The organism is Streptomyces sp. BE20 (assembly GCF_036322525.1).
Lineage (GTDB): Bacteria > Actinomycetota > Actinomycetes > Streptomycetales > Streptomycetaceae > Kitasatospora.
Window position 1 is genome coordinate 1 of record NZ_JAQYWW010000939.1, and the last position, 22,103, is coordinate 22,103.

General features: G+C 76.1%; 20 protein-coding genes. 6 read left to right on the forward strand and 14 right to left on the reverse strand.

What is annotated here, in order from left to right:
* From PUR61_RS22040 to PUR61_RS22065, 6 genes are all read right to left on the reverse strand, one after another.
* A partial coding sequence (locus PUR61_RS22040; protein ID WP_329880995.1) for a pirin family protein occupies positions 1-754 on the reverse strand: 754 nt, incomplete at its 3' end.
* 73 nt (positions 755-827) lie between these two features.
* Positions 828-1,277 (reverse strand): OsmC family protein, encoded by a 450-nt coding sequence (locus PUR61_RS22045; RefSeq protein WP_329880996.1) that lies wholly within the window; start codon positions 1,275-1,277, stop codon positions 828-830.
* Positions 1,274-1,582 carry a GNAT family N-acetyltransferase gene (locus PUR61_RS22050; protein WP_329880997.1) on the reverse strand — a complete coding sequence of 103 codons (309 nt, stop codon included), beginning with the start codon at positions 1,580-1,582 and terminating at the stop codon, positions 1,274-1,276. The genes PUR61_RS22045 and PUR61_RS22050 overlap by 4 nt, the downstream gene beginning before the upstream one ends.
* Positions 1,583-1,853: 271 nt before the next feature.
* Entirely contained in the window at positions 1,854-4,571 is a 2,718-nt protein-coding gene (locus PUR61_RS22055) for a M4 family metallopeptidase (RefSeq protein ID WP_329880998.1), read from the reverse strand.
* 433 nt (positions 4,572-5,004) lie between these two features.
* Complete coding sequence (locus PUR61_RS22060) at positions 5,005-5,370, reverse strand: hypothetical protein (RefSeq protein ID WP_329881000.1); 366 nt, start codon at positions 5,368-5,370, stop codon at positions 5,005-5,007.
* Between the two features lie 437 nt (positions 5,371-5,807).
* Positions 5,808-6,776: an alpha/beta hydrolase gene (locus PUR61_RS22065; RefSeq protein ID WP_329881001.1), complete on the reverse strand. Its 969-nt coding sequence runs from the start codon at positions 6,774-6,776 to the stop codon at positions 5,808-5,810.
* A 426-nt stretch (positions 6,777-7,202) separates the two neighbouring features.
* On the opposite strand from PUR61_RS22065, the gene PUR61_RS22070 reads away from it, so the two are divergent.
* Together PUR61_RS22070 and PUR61_RS22075 are read left to right on the forward strand one after the other, a co-directional pair.
* A complete protein-coding gene (locus PUR61_RS22070; RefSeq protein WP_329881002.1) occupies positions 7,203-7,409 on the forward strand; it encodes a cold-shock protein in 207 nt (68 codons plus the stop codon).
* 335 nt (positions 7,410-7,744) lie between these two features.
* Positions 7,745-8,557: an SDR family NAD(P)-dependent oxidoreductase gene (locus PUR61_RS22075; RefSeq protein WP_329881003.1), complete on the forward strand. Its 813-nt coding sequence runs from the start codon at positions 7,745-7,747 to the stop codon at positions 8,555-8,557.
* A gap of 143 nt (positions 8,558-8,700) precedes the next feature.
* On the opposite strand, the gene PUR61_RS22080 is transcribed toward PUR61_RS22075, so the two are convergent.
* The gene (locus tag PUR61_RS22080; RefSeq protein ID WP_329881005.1) at positions 8,701-9,942 is read right to left on the reverse strand and encodes an MFS transporter; all 1,242 of its coding nucleotides are present in this window, start codon (positions 9,940-9,942) and stop codon (positions 8,701-8,703) included.
* A 62-nt stretch (positions 9,943-10,004) separates the two neighbouring features.
* On the opposite strand from PUR61_RS22080, the gene PUR61_RS22085 reads away from it, so the two are divergent.
* Positions 10,005-11,396, forward strand: coding sequence for a winged helix-turn-helix domain-containing protein (locus PUR61_RS22085; RefSeq protein ID WP_329881007.1), 1,392 nt, complete (start codon positions 10,005-10,007; stop codon positions 11,394-11,396).
* Positions 11,397-11,816: 420 nt separating this feature from the next.
* Here PUR61_RS22085 and PUR61_RS22090 read toward each other — a convergent pair whose 3' ends face one another.
* Positions 11,817-13,703, reverse strand: coding sequence for a serine/threonine-protein kinase (locus tag PUR61_RS22090; protein WP_329881008.1), 1,887 nt, complete (start codon positions 13,701-13,703; stop codon positions 11,817-11,819).
* Positions 13,704-13,953: 250 nt separating this feature from the next.
* Here PUR61_RS22090 and PUR61_RS22095 point away from each other — a divergent pair, with 250 nt between their 5' ends.
* Together PUR61_RS22095 and PUR61_RS22100 are read left to right on the forward strand one after the other, a co-directional pair.
* A complete protein-coding gene (locus tag PUR61_RS22095) occupies positions 13,954-14,355 on the forward strand; it encodes an SH3 domain-containing protein (protein ID WP_329881010.1) in 402 nt (133 codons plus the stop codon).
* Positions 14,356-14,893: 538 nt separating this feature from the next.
* Positions 14,894-15,397: an anthrone oxygenase family protein gene (locus PUR61_RS22100; protein ID WP_329881011.1), complete on the forward strand. Its 504-nt coding sequence runs from the start codon at positions 14,894-14,896 to the stop codon at positions 15,395-15,397.
* A 93-nt stretch (positions 15,398-15,490) separates the two neighbouring features.
* On the opposite strand, the gene PUR61_RS22105 is transcribed toward PUR61_RS22100, so the two are convergent.
* The 4 genes from PUR61_RS22105 to PUR61_RS22120 form a co-directional block, all read right to left on the reverse strand.
* Complete coding sequence (locus PUR61_RS22105) at positions 15,491-16,588, reverse strand: AraC family transcriptional regulator (protein WP_329881012.1); 1,098 nt, start codon at positions 16,586-16,588, stop codon at positions 15,491-15,493.
* A gap of 62 nt (positions 16,589-16,650) precedes the next feature.
* Entirely contained in the window at positions 16,651-17,220 is a 570-nt protein-coding gene (locus tag PUR61_RS22110) for an anthrone oxygenase family protein (RefSeq protein WP_329881013.1), read from the reverse strand.
* Between the two features lie 161 nt (positions 17,221-17,381).
* Positions 17,382-18,245: an NmrA family transcriptional regulator gene (locus PUR61_RS22115; RefSeq protein WP_329881014.1), complete on the reverse strand. Its 864-nt coding sequence runs from the start codon at positions 18,243-18,245 to the stop codon at positions 17,382-17,384.
* Positions 18,246-18,440: 195 nt separating this feature from the next.
* Positions 18,441-19,256 (reverse strand): putative protein N(5)-glutamine methyltransferase, encoded by an 816-nt coding sequence (locus PUR61_RS22120; protein ID WP_329881015.1) that lies wholly within the window; start codon positions 19,254-19,256, stop codon positions 18,441-18,443.
* A gap of 494 nt (positions 19,257-19,750) precedes the next feature.
* Between PUR61_RS22120 and PUR61_RS22125 the strand changes: the two genes are divergently transcribed.
* Positions 19,751-20,371, forward strand: a complete 621-nt coding sequence (locus tag PUR61_RS22125; protein ID WP_329881017.1) for an HAD-IA family hydrolase — start codon at positions 19,751-19,753, stop codon at positions 20,369-20,371.
* A gap of 104 nt (positions 20,372-20,475) precedes the next feature.
* On the opposite strand, the gene PUR61_RS22130 is transcribed toward PUR61_RS22125, so the two are convergent.
* Together PUR61_RS22130 and PUR61_RS22135 are read right to left on the reverse strand one after the other, a co-directional pair.
* Positions 20,476-20,913 (reverse strand): hypothetical protein, encoded by a 438-nt coding sequence (locus PUR61_RS22130; protein WP_329881019.1) that lies wholly within the window; start codon positions 20,911-20,913, stop codon positions 20,476-20,478.
* 299 nt (positions 20,914-21,212) lie between these two features.
* Positions 21,213-22,103, reverse strand: a complete 891-nt coding sequence (locus PUR61_RS22135) for a carbohydrate kinase family protein (protein WP_329881020.1) — start codon at positions 22,101-22,103, stop codon at positions 21,213-21,215.

Here is a 22,103-nt window from a genome sequence, read left to right on the forward strand (position 1 = left end):
GGAGGTGGGGGCGGCCGGTGCCGAGGTAGAGCATGGCGCCGGGGTCGAGGCGGACGCCGTCGACCTCGGTGTGGCCGGACATGGTGAGGACGGCGTACTCGAAGTCGGGTTCGAGGGGGAGGCGGTGGTGGGCGCCCCGGGCGAGGGTGAGGTCGGCGCCGACGAGGGGGGTGTGGGTGGTGCCGGGGGAGGTGGCGGTGTCGAGGGTGCCGAGGATGACGGTGGCGTCGAGGCCGGGGGCGGTGACGTGGGGGAGGTCGGGGTGGTGTTCGAAGGCGGGGTCGGTGTGGCGGTGGGTGTCGGGGAGGGCGACCCAGAGTTGGGCGCCGTGCAGGAGGCGGGCGTGCGGGCGGGGGGATTCCTCGGAGTGGGAGATGGCGCGGCCGGAGGTCATCAGGCCGAGTTCGCGGGGGCGGACGGTGGCCAGGCTGCCGAGGCTGTCGCGGTGCAGGACCTCGCCCTGGTGGAGCCAGCTGACGGTCTGCAGGCCCATGTGCGGGTGCGGCGGCACCTGCATGCCGGGCTCCTCCGCGATGTCGTCCGGCCCGTAGTGGTCGACGAAGCACCACGCACCGACCATCCGGCGCCCGAGGCTGGGCAGCAGCCGGCGCACCACGGTGCTGCCGCCGAGCGCGGTCTCGCGCGGGGCCAGCAGTTCGTGGACCGGGCCGCCGGGGGTGGACTCGCGCCCGCCCCGGACCGCGGGCGCGGGCGCGGACGATGGGGCGGCGGGGTCGCGGACGGGTTCAGCCATGGTGGGCCGTACTCCCTGGGTCGGGGCGCGGGAGGCGCCGGGGGTCGGACGGTGCCGAGGGCTCGGCGCTCGGTCAGTGCCGGGCGGCGGGCACGATGGGGGTGCCGGCGGAGACCGCGCGGGTGACGGGCGTCCGGTCGGCGATGTCGAGCAGCCGGGCACGCTGGGCGTCGTCGAGGTCGCCGACGAGGTCGATGCGCCGGGTGATGCGGACCGCCTTCTCGGGGCCCTTCTCGTAGCCGAGGTGCACGCGGACGGTCTTCAGCGGCCAGTCCTTGCGCTGGGCGTACATCCGCAGGGTGATCGCGGTGCAGGAGCCGAGGGCGGAGAGGAGCAGGCCGACGGGGGTGGTGGCGGTGTCGGCGCCGCCGGCCGACTCCGGTTCGTCGGCGGACAGGCGGTGGCGGCCGGAGCGGATGTCGACCCGGTAGTCGTCGCCGGTGCTGGTGGCCACGGCGGCGGCGGACCGGACGAACTCACCCGCGGTGGCGTCCGGGGTGCCGGCGGCCGGTGCGGCGGTCACAGGCCGAACCGCTCGTGCTGGGCGGACGGCACCAGGTCGGTGTACTCCGGGTGCTTGCCCAGCCAGCCGCGGATGAAGGGGCAGTACGGGAGCACGGCCAGCTCCCGGGCCCGGGCGTCGTCGAGGGCCGCGCGGGCGAGGGCACCGGCGAGGCCACGGCCGCCGAACCGCTCGTCGATCTCCGTGTGGATGAAGGCGATCTCGCCCTCGTAGCGGTGGTACTCGGCGAAGCCGGCGAGTTCGCCGTCGGCGGTGATTTCGTAGCGGGACTTCTCGGGGTTGTCGGCGACACTGGTGGTCGACATCGTTCCTCCTGGGCTCGCTCAGTGGTCGATGCATCTAATTTATCATTCAACTAATAGTGGATCAACACCCTTGGGTAGCGGCAACGGCAACGGCAACGGCCGGCCACCGCGGGGGTCCGGTGGCCGGCCGTCCGCCGGCGCGAGCCGGCGGTTCCGGGAGGCAGATCGGGATCTGCCGTCGTCGGGCGGTCGCCCGGTCAGGTGGGTCGCCCGGTCAGGTGGGTCGCCCGGTCAGGTGGATCGCCCGGTCAGGTGGATCGGGTGGGTCGGGTCAGCAGGACCCGGCCGGGCGGTCGCGGACCACCAGGTCGGTACGGCCCGCCGAGCCGTCCAGCCAGACCACCCGGGTGCCCTGGTCGGCGGCCGGCAGGTACTGGCCGCCCCGGTTGCAGGAGACCCGCTGCGGGGTGCCGCCGGTGATCGGGATCTGCCAGATCTTGGACAGCGCGGCGTTGGACCAGCCACCGGCCGGCCGGTCGCCGTCCCGGTACCCGAAGGTGACGGCGCGGTCGGAGGCGGTGATGGTGGGGCGCAGCTTCGCGTACGTCGAGTCGCCGGGGAGCAGCTCCGTCACGCCGGATCCGTCCGGCGCACCGGACCGGATCGAGCTGCGCCCGGTCCGGTCGGCGGGGGTCTCGACCCAGAGCACCCGCCCGCCCGCGAGCACGGTGGAGGAGACCGACGCCCCGCCGGCGGCGGGGTACCGGGCCACGACCTTGCCCTCGGCGACCGAGTACACGGTGGCCGCCGAGGAGCGGGTCTCACCGGTCGTCCAGTCCTCGCTCCAGCCGAGCAGGCCGTCCTTGAGACTGAGTGCGGTCACGTCGTGGTCGTCCGCCACGGGGAGTTCCACGGCGGGGGCCCCGTCGCGGTGGAGCTGGATCCACGTCCGGCCGGACCCGAAGTCGTTCACCCGGAAGGCGACGGTCCCGCCGGAGACCTGGACCTCGGAGATGTACTGGTTGGCGCCGCGGTGGACGCTGCGGAGCTCGCCGCCGTTCAGCGGGCGGGCGAAGACCTCCATCCCCCAACTGCCCTGCGCGTCGGCCCCCATGGAGGCCCAGGCGGCGGAGGTGCCGTCGGTGGCGGGCCAGCCGTGCGAACGGCCGTCGGCCGGGCTGATCCTGGTCGGCGTACCGCCGCCGGTGACGGCGCCGGTGAAGACCGAGAGGGAGCCCTTGCCGCCCTTCTCGGCGGTGGCCGCCACCCAGCGGCCCTTGGCCGCGGCGGGGGCGATGCTCACAGTGGAGGCGTCGCGGAGCAGCACCCGGCTGTCCAGGCCGATCCGCTGCTGCCAGCCGGCCCGGATCCCGTGTGCGTCGAAGGCGTTGGCCACGGTGCGGAGTTGGACCCGGCTGAGGCCGAGGGCCCGGCCGGCGGCGAGCACCGCGTTGCGGCCGTCCACGAAGTCGTCGACCGGGGTGAGGTACTCGGCGAGCGCGCGGTAGACCAGCCGGTCGGCGGTGAGCGGGTCGAGGGTGCGCCGGATGTCCCACAGCGCGCCGGAGAAGATGGTGGAGTTGAGGTGGACGCCGCCGCTGTCGAGGGACGGCGAGACGCCGAGGTAGTCGTCGACGGTGGTCCGGTGGTCGTCCATCCGGCGGTCCGCGCAGTCCTCGGGCGTGCCGGTCAGGCAGAGGCTCTCGCCGAGGAGCGCGGCGCGCGGGTCGTTCATCGCCGTCCCGCGCGTGGTCACCTCGATGGCGTTGCCGAAGTAGTCGGCGAGCGCCTCGTTCATCGCGCCGGACTGGCCGAGGTAGACGAGGTTCGCGGTGTTCCCGATGACGCCGTGGGTCATCTCGTGGCCGGCCACGTCGAGCGCCACGGAGAACGGGTGGCGCTTGTCGCTGGCAGCGCCGTAGAGCATCTTCGAGCCGTCCCAGTAGGCGTTCACCATGGGCTTGCCGCCGGAGGTCAGATTGACGACGGAGGTGATCGCGCCGCCCTTGCCGTCCAGGCCCTCCCGGCCGAGCCGGTCACGGTAGAAGTCGTACACCGCGCCCGCGTTGAGATGGGCGTCGGTGGCGCCGCTGGTGCCGGTGCCGGCCGGGAAGTCCGGCGTCGGGGAGACCGGCGGGAGGACGCCTGCGGGGATGCCTCCGTTGAAGTCGAACTCGTCGCGCGCGGCCGCGTCGTAGGTGGTGAGCGAGGCGGACCGGGTGACGTCGACGAGCTGGTAACTCCCGTCCGGGAGGCGGACGATGTTGACCTTGGCGGAGCGGCCGAGGACGTCCGGGGCGGTGCCGGTGGCGGCCTCGGGGGAGGTCGCCGGGGCGCCGGGCGTGCTCTCCGCCCGGGCGGCGGCGCCGCCCGCCGGGTACGGGGAGCGGGCGTCGTGGGCGAGGGCGATCACGCCGGCGGTGGCGTCCACGTAGACCTCGCGGGCCGGGCGGCCTGCGGCGTCCGGTCCGGCGCCGCGCACCGTGAAGTGCCGTGCCAGGCGGCCGGTGTCGCCGGGCAGGATCACCAGGCCGCGGTCCTCCGCGGTGGCTCCGGCCCGGGCGCCCGGGTCGTCGACCGAGGTGAGGGCCAGCTCGCGCAGCACCGCGTCCGGGACGGTGGCGGCGGTCGGCGCGGACAGGCCGGTGAAGTACTTCCCGCCGACCGACTCGACCCGCTGCCCGGCTCCGTCGCCGGTGAGGTGCACCAGGTACTGCCCGCCGAGCACCGGGACTCCCCCGTACCGCTGCTCGAACCTGACGGTGCGCCGGCCGTCGGAGGCCCGCTCGGTGCCGAGTTCGGCCAGCTGGGCGGGGTCCACGCGGTAGCGGTCCGGGTGGGCGGCGAGGTGGGCCAGTGCCGCGCCGGCCGGGTCGGCGCCGACGGCGGGCTCGGACAGGCCGGTGACGAGCTGGGGCGCGGCGGTGTCCCGACCGGCGACCAGGCCGGGCACGGGGTCGGGTTCGGCGGCCGGTCCGGCGAACGCCGGTGGGACGCCGAGCCCCAGGCCGAGCACGACGGCGGTGCCGACGCCGAGCACCTTGGGCATGCGGGAACGGTGGAGCACTACGGATCCTCCCCTGGACCACGATTCAGTGGAAACGGCCGGCGGGAGACGGGCCCGCACGCCGGCTCACGCCCGGCCGACAGGCTGCCGGGAGGGCGAAACGGGGCGGGCCGGCGCGATGCAGCACCAGGCGCATCGGATCTTCCAACCCCCGACGGCCCGCCGTGCACTGACCATAGGACATCGGGCGTCATATGTCGACGACTGACCTATCGGGGGTCGTTCGGGCCCGAGACGCGGCACGGCCCGGTGCGCGGTCGTGCCGCGCACCGGGCCGTGTTCCACAGGGGGCCGGAGGTTCGGCCGTACCGGCCGGGAGTCTCGGGACCGGCCGGTACGGCCGGATACCGCCGGGCCGGCCCCGGTCAGGATCGGTCAGAGGTGCTCAGGAGGGGCGGAGGAGTTGCGGAGAAGCTCAGGACCGGCCCGCGGCCGGCCACTGGGCGACCGGACGGAGACCCTCGATCACCGGGGTGACGGTGGTGCCGGCCGGCACGAAGGAGTCGAAGTCGATCCGCGGGTCGCCGACGTCGACCGTCACCAGCAGCAGGTACCGGTTCAACCGGGTGGTCACGTCCGCACCGAGGAGCTCGACCTTCTCGACGTTGCCGGAGTGGCTGATCGGCCGGTCCGGCAGAGCGGCCAGGTAGGGCGAGACCGCGTCCACGAAAGCCTGTCGCGCGCGGATCTCCTCCTCGATCTGCTCGGGGGTGACCTCGGCCCCGTCCTCCCCGGTCTCGATGCCGGTCGGGGGCGCGTCGATACGGAACACTGTGATCATCTTCTGGAACTCCGGATCCTCGGGGCGGCCGCCGCGCGGGAGCCGCCCCACCGGCGGCACCCCGATGCGTGGACGGACGGCTGGGACCGGGAGGCGTCGGACCTGCCGCCGCGGCCTGTCCGGCATGCTGACGCACCGCCCCGGATCCGGCGGGCACGGCGCGCCAGGCGGGCGGAGGAGTCGACCCCAAGGAACCACCGCGGTCCGCCCCGACGGCCCCCGCCCCGAGCCCCGGGCGTCCGGGGGACGGCGGACAGGGGACGGGGGACGGGGGACGGGGGAACCGGGAGCAGCCGGACGAAGCTGCCGGCGGGTTGCCCCGAGCCCCCTGCCCCGAGCCCCCTGCCCCGGCGCCAGGCCGGAACCGAGGCCGGCACCGGGACCGGAGGCGGAGCCACGCCCGGACGCCCACGTCACAAGGCGGACGGGGAGGAGGATCAGCGCTCGGCGAGGGCCTCGCGCAGGGTGGCCACGGCGAGCGCGATCGCCGCCTCGGCGGCGTGCGTCCCGCGCAGCGCGTCGAGCATCACGAAGTCGTGGATGATGCCCTGGAAGCGGACGGCGGTCACCGGCACGCCCGCCGCGCGCAGCTTGTTGGCGTAGGCCTCGCCCTCGTCGCGCAGGACGTCCGCCTCGCCGGTGACGACCAGGGCCGGCGGCAGGTCCGCGAGCTGTTCGAGGGTGGCGCGCAGCGGCGAGGCGGTGATCTCGGCGCGCTGGGCCTCGTCGGTCGTGTACTGGTCCCAGAACCACTGCATGCCGTCGCGCCGCAGGAAGTAGCCCTCGGCGAACTGGTGGTAGGAGGCGGTGTCGAAGGCCGCGTCGGTGACCGGGTAGAAGAGCACCTGGTGGACCAGCGGCAGCCCGCCGCGCTCCTTGGCGAGCAGGGTGAGGGCGGCGCTCATGTTGCCGCCGACCGAGTCGCCGGCGACGGCGATCCGGGTGGCGTCCAGGCCCTTGGCCGCGCCCTCGGTGACGACCCAGCGGGCGACGGTCCAGCTCTGTTCGAGGGCGACGGGGTAACGGTGCTCCGGGGCCCGGTCGTACTCCGGGAAGACCACGGCCGCGCCGGTGCCGACGGCCAGTTCGCGGACCAGCCGGTCGTGGGTGTGGGCGTTGCCGAAGACCCAGCCGGCGCCGTGGACGTAGAGGACGACGGGCAGTTCGCCCACCGCACCGGCCGGGCGGACGATCCGCGCCCGGACCTCGCCGGTCGGGCCGCCCGGTACGGTCACCCACTCGTCGTCCACGTCCGGGCGGGCGCTCCCGCCGGACTGGACCTCGTCGACGGCGGCCCGGCCCTCCTCGGGCGGCAGCTGGAAGAGGAACGGGGGCTTGGCGGTGTCCGCGGCGAACGCCGCGGCGGCGGGTTCCAGGACGGGGGTGACGGGGGCGGAATCGGTCATGGTGCGGCCTCTTCGGTGCGGGGGGATCGGTGCGCCGACCTCGGCGGGAGGCGGCACAACCGACCGTAGGCCAGGGGTCCCCGACCGGCTTCGCCCGGCGCGCACGGCGCTTGACGGTCCGTGCACACCGGCCCCGAACGGAGTCAGGAGCCGCGCCCCGCCCCGGAACAGCGGCCCGCCCGCCGGCCTCACCGACGGACCCGCCGCTCCCCCGGCGCCGCGGCCCGCTGTGCGTCACGGGCGTGCGTCACGCCCGCGGTGACACCGCCGCTCTCACGGTCGCACGAACGGGTGAGCTGCGTTGACACGGGGCCGAAACGGGTTCTCGGGGCACCTCAGGAATGCATGCTTCAGACGCCGTCGCCCGTACAGGGGCCCGGCCGGCGCGCGGGTCGCGCCGCAGGATGCGACGAGGGATCGGCACTGATGGCAACAGGCACTGTGAAGTGGTTCAACGGCGAGAAGGGCTTCGGTTTCATCGCGCAGGACGACGGCGGCCCGGACGTGTTCGTCCACTTCTCCGCGATCCAGACCACGGGCTTCAAGGAGCTGGCCGAGGGGGCCCGGGTCGAATACGACGTCACCCAGGGGCCCAAGGGGCCGCAGGCGGAGCAGGTCGTGCCGATCCCCTAGCGGGTCGCTCGGCATCCGGCCGCGAACGGCCGGTCGACGGCACCACCCGTCCGGGAGCTCCCCCGGACGCCCGCGCGGCCCTCACGCGATCCCGATCCCGATCCCGGCGACAGGGCGGGGGGATCGGTGTGAGGGCCGCCGTGGCACGGGCGGCACATCCCGCCCCTCCCGCCGCCCCTCCCGCCGGCCCTCCCGCCGGCCCGGCCGCGGCGAACGGCCGGCCGACGCGTGGGCCGCCCCCGCCGGCCCGGGCGGCCCGGCTCCGGACCTGACGGGCCGTCGGCGTAGGATCCGACGGTCCGATGATCATCGAATGTCCACGGAGGCGCCGGCCCATGGCGGAACAGCGCGTTGTCATCGTCACCGGCGGCGGGACCGGGATCGGCGCGGCCACCGCCCGGCTGCTGCGCGACGAGGGCCACCAGGTGGTGGTCTCCGGCCGGCGTGGCGAGCCGCTGGAGCGCGTCGCCCGGGAGACCGGCGCGCTCGCCCACGTGTCCGACACCACCGACCCGGACGGCGTCCGGGAGCTCGTGGCGGCGGCCGTCGCCGCCTTCGGGCGGCTCGACGGGCTGGTGCTCAACGCCGGGGTGGGCCGGCCCGGCTCGGTCGGCGACGTGACGCCGGAGGACTGGGAGCTGGTCATGCGGACCAACGTGACCGGCCCGTTCCTCCTCCTCCGGGCGGCGCTGCCGCACCTGCTGGAGTCGCGCGGGGCGGTGGTGGCGGTCGCCTCCGTCTCCGCCCTGCGCAACGGCGCCGCCAACGCCGCCTACGCGACCTCGAAGGCCGCGCTGCTACAGCTCTGCGGTTCGCTGGCCGTCGACTACGGCCGGCTGGGGCTGCGCGCCAACACCGTCTGCCCCAGCTGGGTCCGCACCGAGATGGCCGACCGCCCGATGGTACGCCTCGCGGAGCGGGCGGGGCTGACGGGCGGCGTCGACGAGGCGTACGAGGTGGCGACCCGGCTGAGCCCGGCGGGCCGGCCCGGCGAACCGGAGGAGGTCGCCGCGGCCGTCGGCTGGCTGCTGTCTCCGGCCGCGAGCTACGTGAACGGCGCGGTGCTCACGGTCGACGGCGGGGTCACCGCCCTCGATCCGGGCACCACCGCCTTCGGCTTCCGGGTCGAGCCGCGCCGGGACGCCTGACCCCGCCCGGGGCCGGCCGGGCCCTCCCGGCCCGGGCCACCTCCGCCGTCGCCGGGAGCGGCTCACCAGGGGGCGGCGCGGCGGGGAGCGGCTCACCAGGGGGCGGCTCGGCGGGGAGTGGCTCGGCGGCCGGGTCCACGACCTCACCCGGACGGTTCGCGCCGCAGGTCTCGCTGCGGGTTCCACCTCGGGATCCGCCGCAGCCTTCCTCGTGGGCCGCCGGTCCGGCCGCCGCTGCGCAGCCCCGGTGCCAGCAGCAGGGTCACGGCCAGCGACAGGGCCGCGGTCGCCGCCATGCCGGTGGCCGGGGAGGTCGACTCGGCCAGGGCTCCGGCGACGGCCGCCCCCACCCCCTGCATGGCGAGCATGCCCGAGGTGTGCAGCCCGAGTGCCTGCCCGGCGAGCCGCCCGGGGGTCAGCTCCATCAGCCGGTCCTGGAGCAGCAGGCCCGTCGCGTACCCGAACGTGGCGACCGTGACCAGCGCCACCGCGACCGGCAGGCCCGGTTCCAGGAGGAAGAACAGGTAGGGGGCGGCGAGCAGGACGCAGAGCGGCACGACCCAGCCCTCCCGCCGGCGGGCCGGCAGGAAGCGTCCGACGACCGCGTCCCCGGCCAGCATCCCGAGCGCGCCGCACGCGAAGAGCAGGCCGGACCCGTGCGGGCTGTACGGCACGTAGAGGGCCTCCGCCCCGACGATCAGACCGTTCGGCACCCAGAGCGCGAGGTACACGTACCGGCGCGGCACCGAGGACCAGAGGAGCACGTCGGTCCGCCAGGTCTCGGCCACCGACGGCCGTCCGGACGCCCGGGCCGGCCGCCGCCCCAGCCCGAACCGCGCCACCCCCGCGGACAGCAGATGGAGGGCGGCTGCCACGAGCAGGGTGCCGCGTGGGGAGAGGACCGTCACCAGGACGCCCCCGGCCGCGAATCCGCAGATCTGGAGGACGCCGGCCGACATGCCGAGGACGGACCTCCCGAGCAGGCGGCCGTCGCGCGCCAGGATGTCGTCGAGCAGCCCGTACCGCGCACCGCCGCCGACCGCGCCGGCCACGCCGAGCGCCAGCAGGACCGGGAACAGCGCCCAGAGCGGCATCCCGGGGACGGCCAGCGCGGCCGTGCCCGCACCCAGGAGGAGCGCCACCCCGGTCAGCGCGGCGCGCGGCGGCAGCCGGTCCGCCGCCGAGAGCACGGTGACCGCGCCGACCAGTTGCCCGAGGGCCGGACCGAACATGGCCAGCGAGGAGAGGAACGGGGAGCCCGTCCGCCGGAACACCAGCAGGCCCAGTGCCGGACCGCCCAGCGTCTGGGCCGCGGTCTGCCCGGCCGAGGCCAGCAGGAGCGGGGTGAACTCCCCCGCCCGGAAGAGCTCTCGGTAGGTACGCATGCCGGGGAGTCTCGTCGGCCCGGCGTGCGGGGCGTTAGGTTTTCGCAGGGAGGCGAAAACGCATGGGGTGGTGGCAGGTCGACGCGGACACGCTGGCGCAGAGCCGGTTCGTCGTCTCACCGCTCGCCGAGACCGTCGCCGCCCTCAAGACCCTGCGGCACGGCACCGCCGCGCACCCCGGCGAGCGCCGGTGGCTGGACGCCCACCTGCCCCGGTACCGGGAACGCTCGGCCGCCGACCCGGTCACCGCCGCCCTGGTCGGCGCGGCCCTCGGCCCCCGGTGGAACGCCACCTTCCTCACCCCGACGCCCGCCGCCGAGGGCGAGAGCGGGGGCGGGGACCGGGGCGGGGACCGGGGCGGGGACCGAGGCGGGGACCGAGGCGGGGACCGGGGCGAGGACCGGGGCGAGGACCGGGGCGAGGACCGGGGCGAGGACCGGGGCGAGGACCGGGGCGAGGACCGGGGCGAGGACCGGGGCGAGGCGGCCTTCGCACGGGAGCTGGAGCCGGTCCGGGCCACCCCGCCCGGCGTCGTCCGGGCCGACCTCGCCGAGGCCCTGGGCGGTCCGGTGCCGGAGCTGCTGCGCCGCGACGACCTGGCGGAGCGCGCCGCCGACCTGCTGGCGTGGGTGTGGACGGAGACGGTCCGGCCGTCCTGGCCGCACCGCAGGCGGATCATCGAGGCCGACGCCCTCGCCCGGACCGCCCGACACGGCACCCACGGGTGGGCCGCCGCCCTGGACGGGATGCGCCCCGGCCTGCGCTGGCTCGGCGGGAGCCGCCTGCAGGTCACCCCGTCCGACAGCCCTCCGCTGGAACTCGCCGGTGCGCAGCTGATGTTCGTCCCCGTCACCCCGAGCCGGAGCTGGGTCTGCTGGGACGTCCCGCCGGTCGACGGCCGGCGGGCCCGTCCGGGCCGGCGGTACGCGGTCGTCTACCCCTGCGCGGGCGTCCTCGCCGAGGAGGGGCGGCGCCCGGTGCCGCAGGCGCTGGCCGCACTCCTCGGCCCGGCCCGGGCCGGGCTCCTCACCCAGCTCGACGTACCCAGGACCACCACCCAGCTGGTGGCGCTCACCGGGCTCCCGCTGGGCTCGGTGGGCCGCCACCTCCGGATCCTGCGCGAGGCCGGCCTCGCGCACCGATGCCGGGTCGGCCGCTCGGTGCCGTACGTCCTCACCGCGGCGGGCCGGGTCCTGCTGGACGCCTGCCCGGCCGGGCCGGAACCTCCTGACGGGGGCCCGGGCCCCGGCCGGCCCCGCCCGGGGCGACGGGCCGGTCGGCTCAGGACTCCTCGGCGGCGCGCTGCGCCTGCTTCACCCGCTCGGCCAGTTCGTCCGCCGGGATCCGGCGGACCTGGACGTGGTGGCGCTCGGCGAGCCGGTCGACCGGCTCCGGCGAGGTCTCGACCACGTCGAGGACCAGCAGGCTGTGGCCGTTCTCCACCTGCTCGCTGAGGACGATCAGTCCGGCGCCGCCGTCGGTGTCCCGCCGGTTCTCGGCGGCGCTGCCGAGCGCCGTTCCGGCCGCCCAGCCCAGCAGCCCGCCGATCGGTCCGGCCAGCAGGCCGGCCAGGCCGCCGACCACACCCGCACCGACGGTCGACGCGCCCGCGCCGCGGACCTGGCTGACGGGGAAGTCGAGGGTGCCGTCCGCCAGCCGCTCCACGATCGCGGACTGGCGCAGGCCCGGCAGGTGCTCGGCGTCCTCGAAGGCGGCCCGGCAGGACTCCCGGTCGGTGAAGTCGAGCAACAGGACGTGGTGGTTCTCGCTCATGGCCTCGACGGCTCCTCTCACGGCGGGGTGGGGCCAGTCCAGCTTGGTCCAGCCCCGGGCGGCCCGCCCTGCGGTGGTCCACCGTCCGGGGCCGCCCGCGCTCAGTCCGCCGCGTAGGCGCGGCGGACGTTGCCCTTGCTGTCCGCCAACAGGTAGCCGCCGTTGCTGTACGCGTCGGAGAGGTAGACCCGGATGCTCGCCACACCGTCGCTCGACCAGGCGTCGATGATCAGGTAGCGGCTGGTCGGGTTCTTGACGTTGAGCGACTCGTCGGCCTTCTTCAGCAGCGCCGGAATGACGTCCCAGTCGTACTGGGCGAGGTCGACCGGCTTGTCCTTGCCCATCGATCCGCCGACCCGCCGGGTCGTCGCGCCGTCGCGGTAGTCGATCCAGTCGTAGCCGCGGCCGTCGGCGGTCGGCACCTGGGCGCTGGCGTAGTTGGGGTAGACGGTGAGCTGCTTGACCTTGGTGCTGCCGGACTGGGCCGTCACCGCGGCGACCACCGTACGGACGCCGTCGGGGGTCATCAGGTCCTTGGGGGCCGGGGTGTTCTTGGCCGTCTGCTTCGTGGTCGGCGCGGCGGGGGTGGTCGCCGCGGGCGGCGGGCCCACCGGGGCGGCCGAGCCCGTCGACGTCGGGGACGCGCCCGGGACGCCGGAGGCGCTGGGGGTGGTGTTCGACCCGCCGACGGTGTTGCCGTGCGGCCGGAGCGACCAGGCGAGGACTCCGGCCAGCGCGACGCCCACCACCGCGACGGTCACCGCGGCGCCGGTGCGGCGGCGGGCGGGCCGCTCCGGTGCGGTCGTCGAGAGGCCGGCCCGGGTGGTACCGCCGAGGTAGTGGGTGGACGTCGGGCCGGGGTGGCTGCCGGTGGTGGCGAAGTCCCTCCGGTGGAGCCCGCCGGTACCGAAGCCGTCGGTACCGAAGCCGTTTGTGCCCGAGCCGCCGGTACCGGAGCCGTTTGTGCCCGAGCCGTCGACCCCGAACCCGTTGACGGCGAATCCGGTGGCGTCCGTCCCCGCGACCGCGGGACCGGTGGGGAGGGGCCCGCCCGCCGAGGGGTGCGGGGTGTCCATGTGGGTCGGCGCCCAGCCGGCCGTGGGAGCGGACAGCACCGGTCCCGGACCGTGTCCGACCCCCAGGCCGGCCCCCTGTTCGGCGGCGGCGAAGGCCCGGTCGAGCTGGTCGGCGTCGGGCCGGAGTCCGGGGTCGCGAGCCAGCAGTCCGGCCAGGACCGGGCCGAGCGCGCCGGAGCGGGTGGCCGGGGGCAGCGGTTCGTCGAGGACGGCCGCGAGGGTGGCGAGCGTGGTGGCGCGCCGCAGCGGGTGGTGCCCCTCGACGGCGACGTAGAGCATCATGCCGAGCGACCAGAGGTCGGAGGAGGGGTTGCCCTCCTCACCGCGGATGCGTTCGGGGGCGATGTACTCGGGTGAGCCGATGAGCGCGCCGGTGGCGGTGAGGGCGGTGGAGTCCTGCACCGCGGCGATGCCGAAGTCGGTGAGCACGGGGGTGCCGTCCGGGCGGAGCAGGACGTTGCCGGGTTTGACGTCGCGGTGCTGGATGCCGGCGGCGTGGGCGGCGCGGAGTGCGGCGAGGACGCCCCGGCCGATGCGGGCCGCCTCGGGGACGCTGAGCGGACCCCGGCCGATCCGGTCGGCGAGGCTGCCGCCGCTGACCAGTTCCATGACCAGCCAGGGGTGGGGGTGGCCCGGGGTGTCCACGATGTGGTGGATCACGGCGACGTTGGGGTGCTGGAGGCGGGCGAGCGCGCGGGCCTCGCGCAGGACGCGTTCGCGCAGCTCAAGGGCGCCGGCCGGGTCCGCGGCAGCCATCGCCGGGTCGGGCGGCCGGACTTCCTTGAGCGCGACCTCGCGGTGCAGCATGGTGTCGCGGGCCCGCCAGACCAGGCCCATGCCCCCGCCACCGAGGCGTTCCAGCAGTTCGAAGCGGTCGTCGATGAGCCGTGTCTCCGGCCCCCCAGTGTTCATGGCGCACATGGTAGGGGCCCACGGCCCGACCGTGCCCACCACCCGGTCCCACCTGCTGTCCGACCTGCTCCGGACCGGCCGTCCGCCCCGCTGACGCACCGGCCCACCGACCGGCCGGCTCCCGGCCCGGGGCGCCGCGGGAGCGGCGGCGGTCGTCGTTGTTGCACCCGGGTGGGCGAGCCGCAACCGCCGTCCGGGTGGCACTGGCGCGACACGGTCCGCGCACGCCGGGCGGGCTCGTTCTCCCGGTATGCCTCTACACGTCGGGAAGACCGCCTGGGCCGCGCTCTCCCTGCTGGTCCTCTCCCTCCCGGCGGTGGCCGCCGGAACCGGTCACCACCCGGCGGCGGGACGGACCGACACCCCGCCACCGGGCGGCTCCGGCACCTGGGAGGTGGCCGCGAGCGCCGTCAACGTGCGCCGTGACCACTCGGTCAACGAGACCGTCCTGGGGCTGGCCCGGTGCGGCGACCGGGTCGAGATCGTCGACACCTGGATCTCACCGCTCGGCGCCCGCTGGAGCCGGGTGGTGGTCGGCCGCACCGGCCTGACCGGCTGGGTCCTCTGGTCCTTCCTCAGCCGCCCGCACCCGGCGGGGCCGCGCGTCGGCCACTGCCCGACGCCGCCCGCCGCTCCCCCGGGCCCGCGCTGAGCCCGCACGCACCCCGGCCCGCGCCCCCCGTGAGGCGTTCCCGACCGCCCGGGAACGGGCCGGCACCGGAGCAAGAGGCGGCGGTGCCTGGCCCGTTGATCGGGTAGCGTCACCGCGCGTGGAGGAGATCCGACCACTCGCCGGTCCCCCGGCCGCCCCTCCGGGGCGGGGTGACCCCGGTCGGGTCCGGGGATCGGCCCGCCGGTCGTCGACGGCCGTCCGGAAGCGGAGGCCGGTGGGCGGGGACCCGTCGGCACGGAAGGAGTCCCCGAGGACGGTCTGCGCGGTGGTCTGGCCGATCGGGCAGAGTTCGGTCGCCTGGTTGAACTGCACCGTCCGAGCGGTCCGACCCCGTGAACCGCGCCGGCCCGCACGAACCCGGAGATGACTGCACGTCACCACGGCCGGAAGATCGAACAATTCGGTGGGCAAACGGCCGTTCGATGCCGGATGATCGGCCTGGACACCGGCCCGCGGGGCCGGGGCGCGACCGCCGACCGGGCGGTGGCGGTGAGTGACCGACGGACGAAGGGGCGGTATGGAGGCGATCCGGGTGTTCACCCTGGTGGCGGCGACCATCACCACCGGACTGAGCGCCGGGCTGTTCTACGCCTACGCCTGCTCGGTGATGCCCGGGCTGCGCACGACCGACGACCTGACGTTCATCCAGGTGATGCAGCGGATCAACGTGGCGATCCTCAACGGCTGGTTCCTGCTGGGGTTCCTCGGCGCGCTGGTCTTCACCGCGCTCGCGGTGGCGCTGCACCTGCCGGCCGACGGGCACCGGGTGCTCCCGGCCACCCTGGGCGCACTGGTCTGCTACTCGGGATCGCTGGCCGTGACGAGGATCGTCAACATCCCCCTGAACAACGCACTGGCCGCCGCCGGGGACCCGGAGCGAATCGCGGATCCGGTGCGGGTCCGCGGGCGGTTCGAGGCGCGGTGGGTGCGGTGGAACACCGCGCGGGCGCTGCTCTGCACGGCGGCGCTGGGGTTCCTCTGCTGGGCCCTGGTCCTGCACTGCCACACCACGGCGAACTGAGACCGCCCCCGCTCCGGGGAGGTCGGTCGGCACAAGCCCGGCACGCCGGTGGCGCCGTCCCGCACCGGGGACGGCGCCACCGGCGTGTTCGTGTCAGCCGGCCAGCACGACGGTCGTCACCGCCGGCTGCGGCGGGGCGGAGTCCGATCCGCCGGCCGGCGCCACGGCCCCGGCGAGCCGGCGGTGCTCCTGCGGGGTCAGGCCGCGCACCCGCTTGAACGCGGTGCTGAGCGCGAACGCGTCGCTGTAGCCGACCCGGCGGGCCACCCAGGCGATCGTGTGCCCGGGGTCGCGCAGCAGGTCGGCGGCGGTCGCCAGGCGCCGGTTCGCCAGATAGGCCATCGGCGGCTCGCCGACCAGCGAGGTGAACCGGCGGGCCAGCCCGGCGCGGGAGACCCCGACCTCCGCCGCCAGCCCGGCGACCGTCCACGCCCGGGCGGGGTCGTCGTGCAGCAGGCGCAGCGCCGGTCCGACCACCTCGTCGTGCTCGGCCCGCAGCCAGGCGGGCGCGCCGCCGTCCGGGGAGGAGAGCCAGCCGCGCAGCGCGCCGACCACGAGCAGGTCCAGCAGCCGGTCCAGCATCACCTCCTGGCCGGGCTCGGCGCGGGTGACCTCGGCGGCCAGCAGGCGGACCAGGGTGTCCTCGGTGGTGTTCACCCCGGCGGGGCGGACCAGCAGGGTCGGCAGGTGGGCGAGCAGCCGGCGGCCGATCTCGTGCTCCTCCTGGTACGTCCCGGTGAGCAGGACCGAGGGCTGCTCGTCACCGGGCCGGGTCTCGCCCCAGGTCCGGAGGCCGAGGGCCATCTCGGTGGCGACGCTGACGCCGTCGCGCGAGCAGACCTGGCCGGGGCCGATCACGATCTCGGCCGCCTCCCCCGGGGCCGGCGGGGCGAGCACGGCGCCGGCGGTGGGGACACCGGCGGGGCCGGCGGGGCCGGCGGGGAGGCCGTCGGTGCCGCCGTCGGTGAGGCGGTACGCGTCGGGCCCGCGCAGCAGCGCGAGGTCACCGGGCCGGACCAGCACCGGATCCCCGCCGTCGGGCCGGATCCAGGCCGCGCCCTGCAGCACGGTGATCACCGACAGCGGCGCGCGGTCCTCGATCCGCAGGGACCACGGGGCGCTGAGGACGGAGCGCAGCAGGAACGCGCCACGGGCCTTGGGGCCGTCGAGCAGCCCGGTCAGGGTGTCCATGAGGATCAAGCCTAGACGGAGGGCGCGGGTTGATCACACGTCAGTCCGGTGGACCGGACCGGTCAGCGGGACGCGGGGCGGCGGTGCAGCAGGAGGGCGCGGGAGAGGGCGACGACGGCGGCCGTGCAGAGCAGGGTGCGGCCGATGTTCGCGGTGGTCCAGACGGAGTCGAACGCGGCGCGCGCGGCCGTGGTGTCCATGCCCCCGGCGGGGTCCCCGGCCTGCGCCAGCCGGTCGTTGAGCGGGACGTTGACCACCGCGGTGACCACCACGGCGGCGGTGTAGAGCAGGGTCGCGACGGCCGTCCAGAGCGCGGCGGCGGACTGTCCCGAGCGGCGCAGCAGCCAGGTGCCCACGGCCGGCACCACGAGGGCCCCGAGGAAGACCGCGCCGAACACCGGGTTGGTGATCGCGGTGTTGATGTTCTGCATCGCGGTGACGTAGGTGCGGTCGTCGCCGGCGGCGAGGCCGGGCATGACGGCGACGTCGAAGGCGAAGAGGAGGCCGGAGATCAGGCCCATGGCTGCGGTGGCGGCCACCAGCACCGGGCCGGTGGCGCGGGAGGCGCCGGTGGTCGGCGCAGCGGTGGCCGCGGCGGCGGCGTTCACACGGGTCGGGGCGGCGGCGGGCACGGGGACTCCTCGGGGGGTGTGGTGAGGACTACGGGTGGGGGTGCCATCAGGACTACGGGCGGGAGCGGCGGACCGGCGGGCGGCGGCCCGGGGATCGCGGTGGGATCCCCGGACCGGGCCGGGACCGGGCTGCGGGGGAACCGGGCGGGCCCGGGGCCGGCTCAGGTGTTCCAGACACCCGACGCGGCGGCGGCGCGCGCGTAGTCCACGAAGTCGCGCGGCGGGCGGCCGAGCGCCCGCTGGACCCCGTCCGCCAGGAAGGCGTTGCGGCCGTCCAGGATCATCGTGAACAGGTCCGCGAACTCGCCGGGCAGGCCGATCCCGGCCAGGACCTCGCGGAACTCGTCCGGGGTGACCGCCCTGTGGCGGATCTCCCGCCCGGACGCCGCGGAGAGTTCGGCGGCGACGTCGGCGAAGGAGAGCAGGCGCGGTCCGGTCAGCTCGTAGACCTGGCCGTGGTGGCCGTCCTCGGTGAGCGCCGCCACCGCCACGTCGGCGATGTCGTCCACGTCGACGAACGGCTCGTCCGCGACCCCGGCCGGCAGCGCCAGTTCGCCGGCCAGGACGGCCTCCAGGAGGAAGCTCTCGGAGAAGTTCTGGTTGAACCAGGCGCACCGGACGACGGACCAGCCGGTGCCGGCCCCGGCGACGGCCTCCTCGGCTGCCTGGGCGGCCTCCTCGCCGCGGCCGGACAGCAGGACCAGTCGCTCGACCCCTGCCTTGGCAGCCCGGCGGGAGAAGGCCCCGACCGTCTCGACCGCGCCGGGGAACGCGAGGTCCGGGTAGTAGGCCAGGTAGGCGGCGGTGACGCCGTCGAGTGCCGCGTCCCAGGTCGACTCGTCGCTCCAGTCGAACGGGACCGGAGCGGTGCGCGAGCCGATCCGGGCGGTGTGGCCGAGGGCCGTCAGGCGGTCGGCGACGCGTCGGCCGGTCTTGCCGGTGCCGCCGGTCACCAGCACCGTGGTGCCGGAGGTGGTGGGGGTGGTGGGGGTGATGGTCTGCGTGTTCTTGGTGTCTTCGCTCATGGCCATCAGTCAACTCCGCCCGGAAGCGGCGGAACATGGCCGCCGGTCTCAGTCGCATGTGCGCGCGTCTACGCCCCTCCCGCACCGTGCGCCCCGCCCGCACCGGCCTCCCGTGCCCCGGTGCCCCTGGCTCCTCCGTTCCCCAGGTGCCCCGGGACCGGCCGGCGTCCGGTCCCGGGACACCTGGGGGCGGTGTCAGCCGGCCGCCGGGCGGGTGGCGGTGACCACGGTGGCGTCGAGGTCGTCGTCGAACGCGAGGGCGGCGGTCAGACCGGCGGCGGTGACCACGTCGAGGGCGGTCGCCGCCTGGCGGTCGCTGGTCTCGAACAGCAGCGTGCCGCCCGGGGCCAGCCAGTGCGGGGCGTCCGCCGCCACCCGGCGCAGCACGTCGAGCCCGTCGGTGCCGCCGTCGAGCGCGGGCCGGGCCTCGTGCAACCGGGCCTCGGCCGGGAGGAGTTCGACGTCGGCGGTGGGCACGTACGGGACGTTGGCGAGCAGGACGTCCACCCGGCCGCGCAGGTCGGTCGGCAGCGCCTCGAAGAGATCGCCCTCGTACACCTCGGCCCCGGCCGCGGCGAGGTTGCGGCGGGCGCAGCGGACGGCCGCCGGATCGAGGTCGGCGGCGTGGAGGGTGACGGGGCGGCCCGCCGAGGCGGCCAGCGCCGCCCCGAGGGCGCCGCTGCCGCAGCAGAGGTCGACCACCAGCGCGTCCTCGCCGGTCAGTGCGGGGGCGGTCAGTGCGACGGCGGTGCGGACCAGGAACTCGCTGCGCCGCCGGGGCACGAACACGCCCGGGTCGACGGCGATCCGCAGACCCGCGAACTCGGCCCAGCCGACGACGTGTTCGAGCGGGCGGCCGGCGGCCCGGTCGCTGACCATCACGGCCAGTTCGGCGGCGGACCCGGCGGCGGCGAGCAGGATGCGCGCCTCGTCCTCGGCGAACACGCAGCCGGCGGCCCGGAGTCGGGCGGTCACGGACGAGCGCAGCGAGGCGGAGGAAACGACAGACAAGGAAACCCCTCGGAGAACAGGCGTGAGGACATCCGTCTCGGGGCTACCCGCGCATCCGTCGCCGTACGGCGACCTGCTCCACGTGGTACGGCCTGCGATGGTACTGCTAGGCGTACGACGCGGAGGCGTCGCGGTCACGGCCGGGGAGCACCCGTTCCGGCACAGCGGTCATGGGTCTCACCTCCCGTTCGAGCGCGTTCTTCTGCGGCGCCCGCCACCCTACCCCATGCGGGGGGCCGCCACGGCGGGACCGGATCCGCCGGGAGGACCGGCGGGGCATGCCCGGGAAGGGCACGAACCGTCGCGTGCCGCCCGGGCCGGATCCCCGGGGTGGCGCCGGCCTGTTCGCGCCCCGGTCCGGCACCTGCCGGTGCCTCCCGACGATTCCTGCTGGCTCCCGGTGCCGAGACCGGCCGGCGCTCCGGACCTCCTCGCACGGACCGCACGGAACCGGCCCTCTGGCGGTGGCCGCCCCGGGCTGGTACGCAGAGTCCATGACGATCCCTCGGCAACCCGAAGCCGTCCTGTGCGACGTCGACGGTGTGATCCGCTTCGTCGACCACGGCGAGGTGCGGCGTCTGGAAAAGGAGGCCGGGCTGTCACCCGGCACCACCGCCGCGGTGGCGTTCGCCGACGGCACGGCCCTGCGCCTGGTCCTCGGTGCGCTGACCCGGGACCAGTGGGCCACCGAGGTCGCCCACGGGCTGACGGCCACGGTGCCGGCCGCCCGGGCCCGGGCGCTGGCCGCCGCGCTCACCCGGGCGCCCGCCCGCGTGGACGCGACCGTGGTGGGGCTCCTGCGGAAGGCCCGGAAGCGGGTGCCGGTCCTCCTCGTCAGCAACGCCACGCTCTGGCTGGAGGAGGACCTCGCGGCGGCCGGGCTGGGCGACCTCGCCGAAGGCACCGTCAACAGCGCCCGGGTCGGGGTGGCGAAGCCCGACCCGGAGATCTTCCGCGTCGCGGCCCGCCGGGCCGGGGTCGCGCCGGACCGCTGCCTGTTCGTCGACGACGGCCCCGCGAACGTCGCGGCGGCCGCCCGGCTCGGCATGACGGCGGTGGACTTCCGGGAGCCGGACGATCTGCGGCGAGCCCTCGCACCGCTCCTGGACGAGTGACCGGACCACGCCGCCCACCCCGGACACCCGCCCCGGACGTCGACCGGCGGGTCGGCGGTGTGGAGCGGGCGGCAGGCGGCGGGTCGGCGGCCGGCGGGTCGGGATCAGACGCGTTCCTCGACCTCGACGATCCGGTCGATCCTCCGCTGCAGCGCGTCGGCCTGGGCGCGGGCCTCCCGGGCGGCGGCGTGCTCGCCGAGGAGGTCGAGCGCGACGGCCTTCTGACGGAGGTCCGCCACCTGCTGACGCATCGCCGGGAGATCGTAGGTGACGGCGGCCGAGGACATCCTGGCGGGCGCGCCCTCGGCGGGCGCCTCCTTCTCCGGCTGGACGGCGCAGACCGCCCCGCCGGACTGGCCGCCCAGGCCGAGTGCCCCGCCGAGCAGCGTGCCGAGGACCTGTCGGCAGACGGCGGCCTCCTGCGCGTTGTGCGGCCCCTCGGCGGCGGCGGGCCGGGCGACGACCAGTGGCGCGGCCACCAGCGGTGCGGCGAGGAGCAGGGCGGAACAGACCGCGCGGACGGCGGACTCGACGATCTTCATGACGACCCCTTCGGGTAGGCGATGGACGAGCCATTCCCTACCGGACGGGGAGGCCCGGCGGCCGGACGCTGCGCCGTTCGAGGGCGTGTCCGGAGCGTACGCGGGGCCGGGCGAGGGGAAGCAGACGGACGGACGCGGCGCACCGGGCCCCGGGCGGGGCGCCGACGGGGGCACGACCGGGGCACCGAACGGGCCGGACCGGACCGCCCCGGGGGTGGGCGGTCCGGTCCGGGCGGCGGGCGGCGGGTGCCGTGGAGCCGGCCCCCGGAAGCCAGCCCCGGGAGCCGCTCCGGGGGCGGTCAGTCCGACGCGCAGGAGGCACCCGGCGAGGCCAGGACCCGGGCGGCGCACCGGTGACCGCGGGCGGCGGCCTCACGCAGCCCGCCACCGGTGAGCCGGCCGTCGAGGAAGGCCGCCAGGAAGCCCGCCGCGAAGGCGTCGCCGGCCCCGGTGAGGTCGCGGACCTCGCCGACCGGCGGAACGGGCACCGTGAACGGCGCCTCCCCCGGCACGTCGATCGTGGTCGCCTCGGCACCGGACTTGGTGACCACCGTGGTGGCCGCCAGCCGGGCCCGGTCGGGGCCGGGGCGGCCGTCGACCAGCAGTCCGAGGTACGCGGACTCCTCCCGGTTGGCGAACAGCAGGGTGGGCGCGAGATCGGCGGCGAGCGCGAGGAAGCGCTCGCGGCCGAACCGGTCGAGCATCCCGGTCGAGGACGCGTCCAGCGAGCTGGTGCCGCCGGCCGCGCGCACCCTCCGGAGGGCCTCGACCGCCGTGCTCCCGACCGGCTCGCCGTCGAACGAGTAGGCGGGCACGTGCAGGTGCGTCAGACCGTCCAGCCAGGCGTCCGGAACGCCCTCCAGCAGGGTGGCCGCGCCTCGGTCGGGGAGCATGGTGCGCTCCCCCGCGTCGTCGATGAGCACCACGATGCTGCCCGTCCTGCCCCGGCGCGCCACCCGCACGTCGACGCCGTGGCCGGTCAGTTCGGCGACCAGCCCGTGCCCGGCCGGGTCGTCGCCGACGCAGCCGAGGAAGCGGGTCGGACACTGGCCGGCGGCGAAGGCCGCGACGTTGGCGGCGCTGCCGCCTCGCCGCCGGAACACCTGGGCGTCGGAGTCGGTGCCGTGTCTCAAGGGGCCGTCCACCCAGACGACGACGTCCTCCACGAGGTCACCGAGGACCCCGAGCAC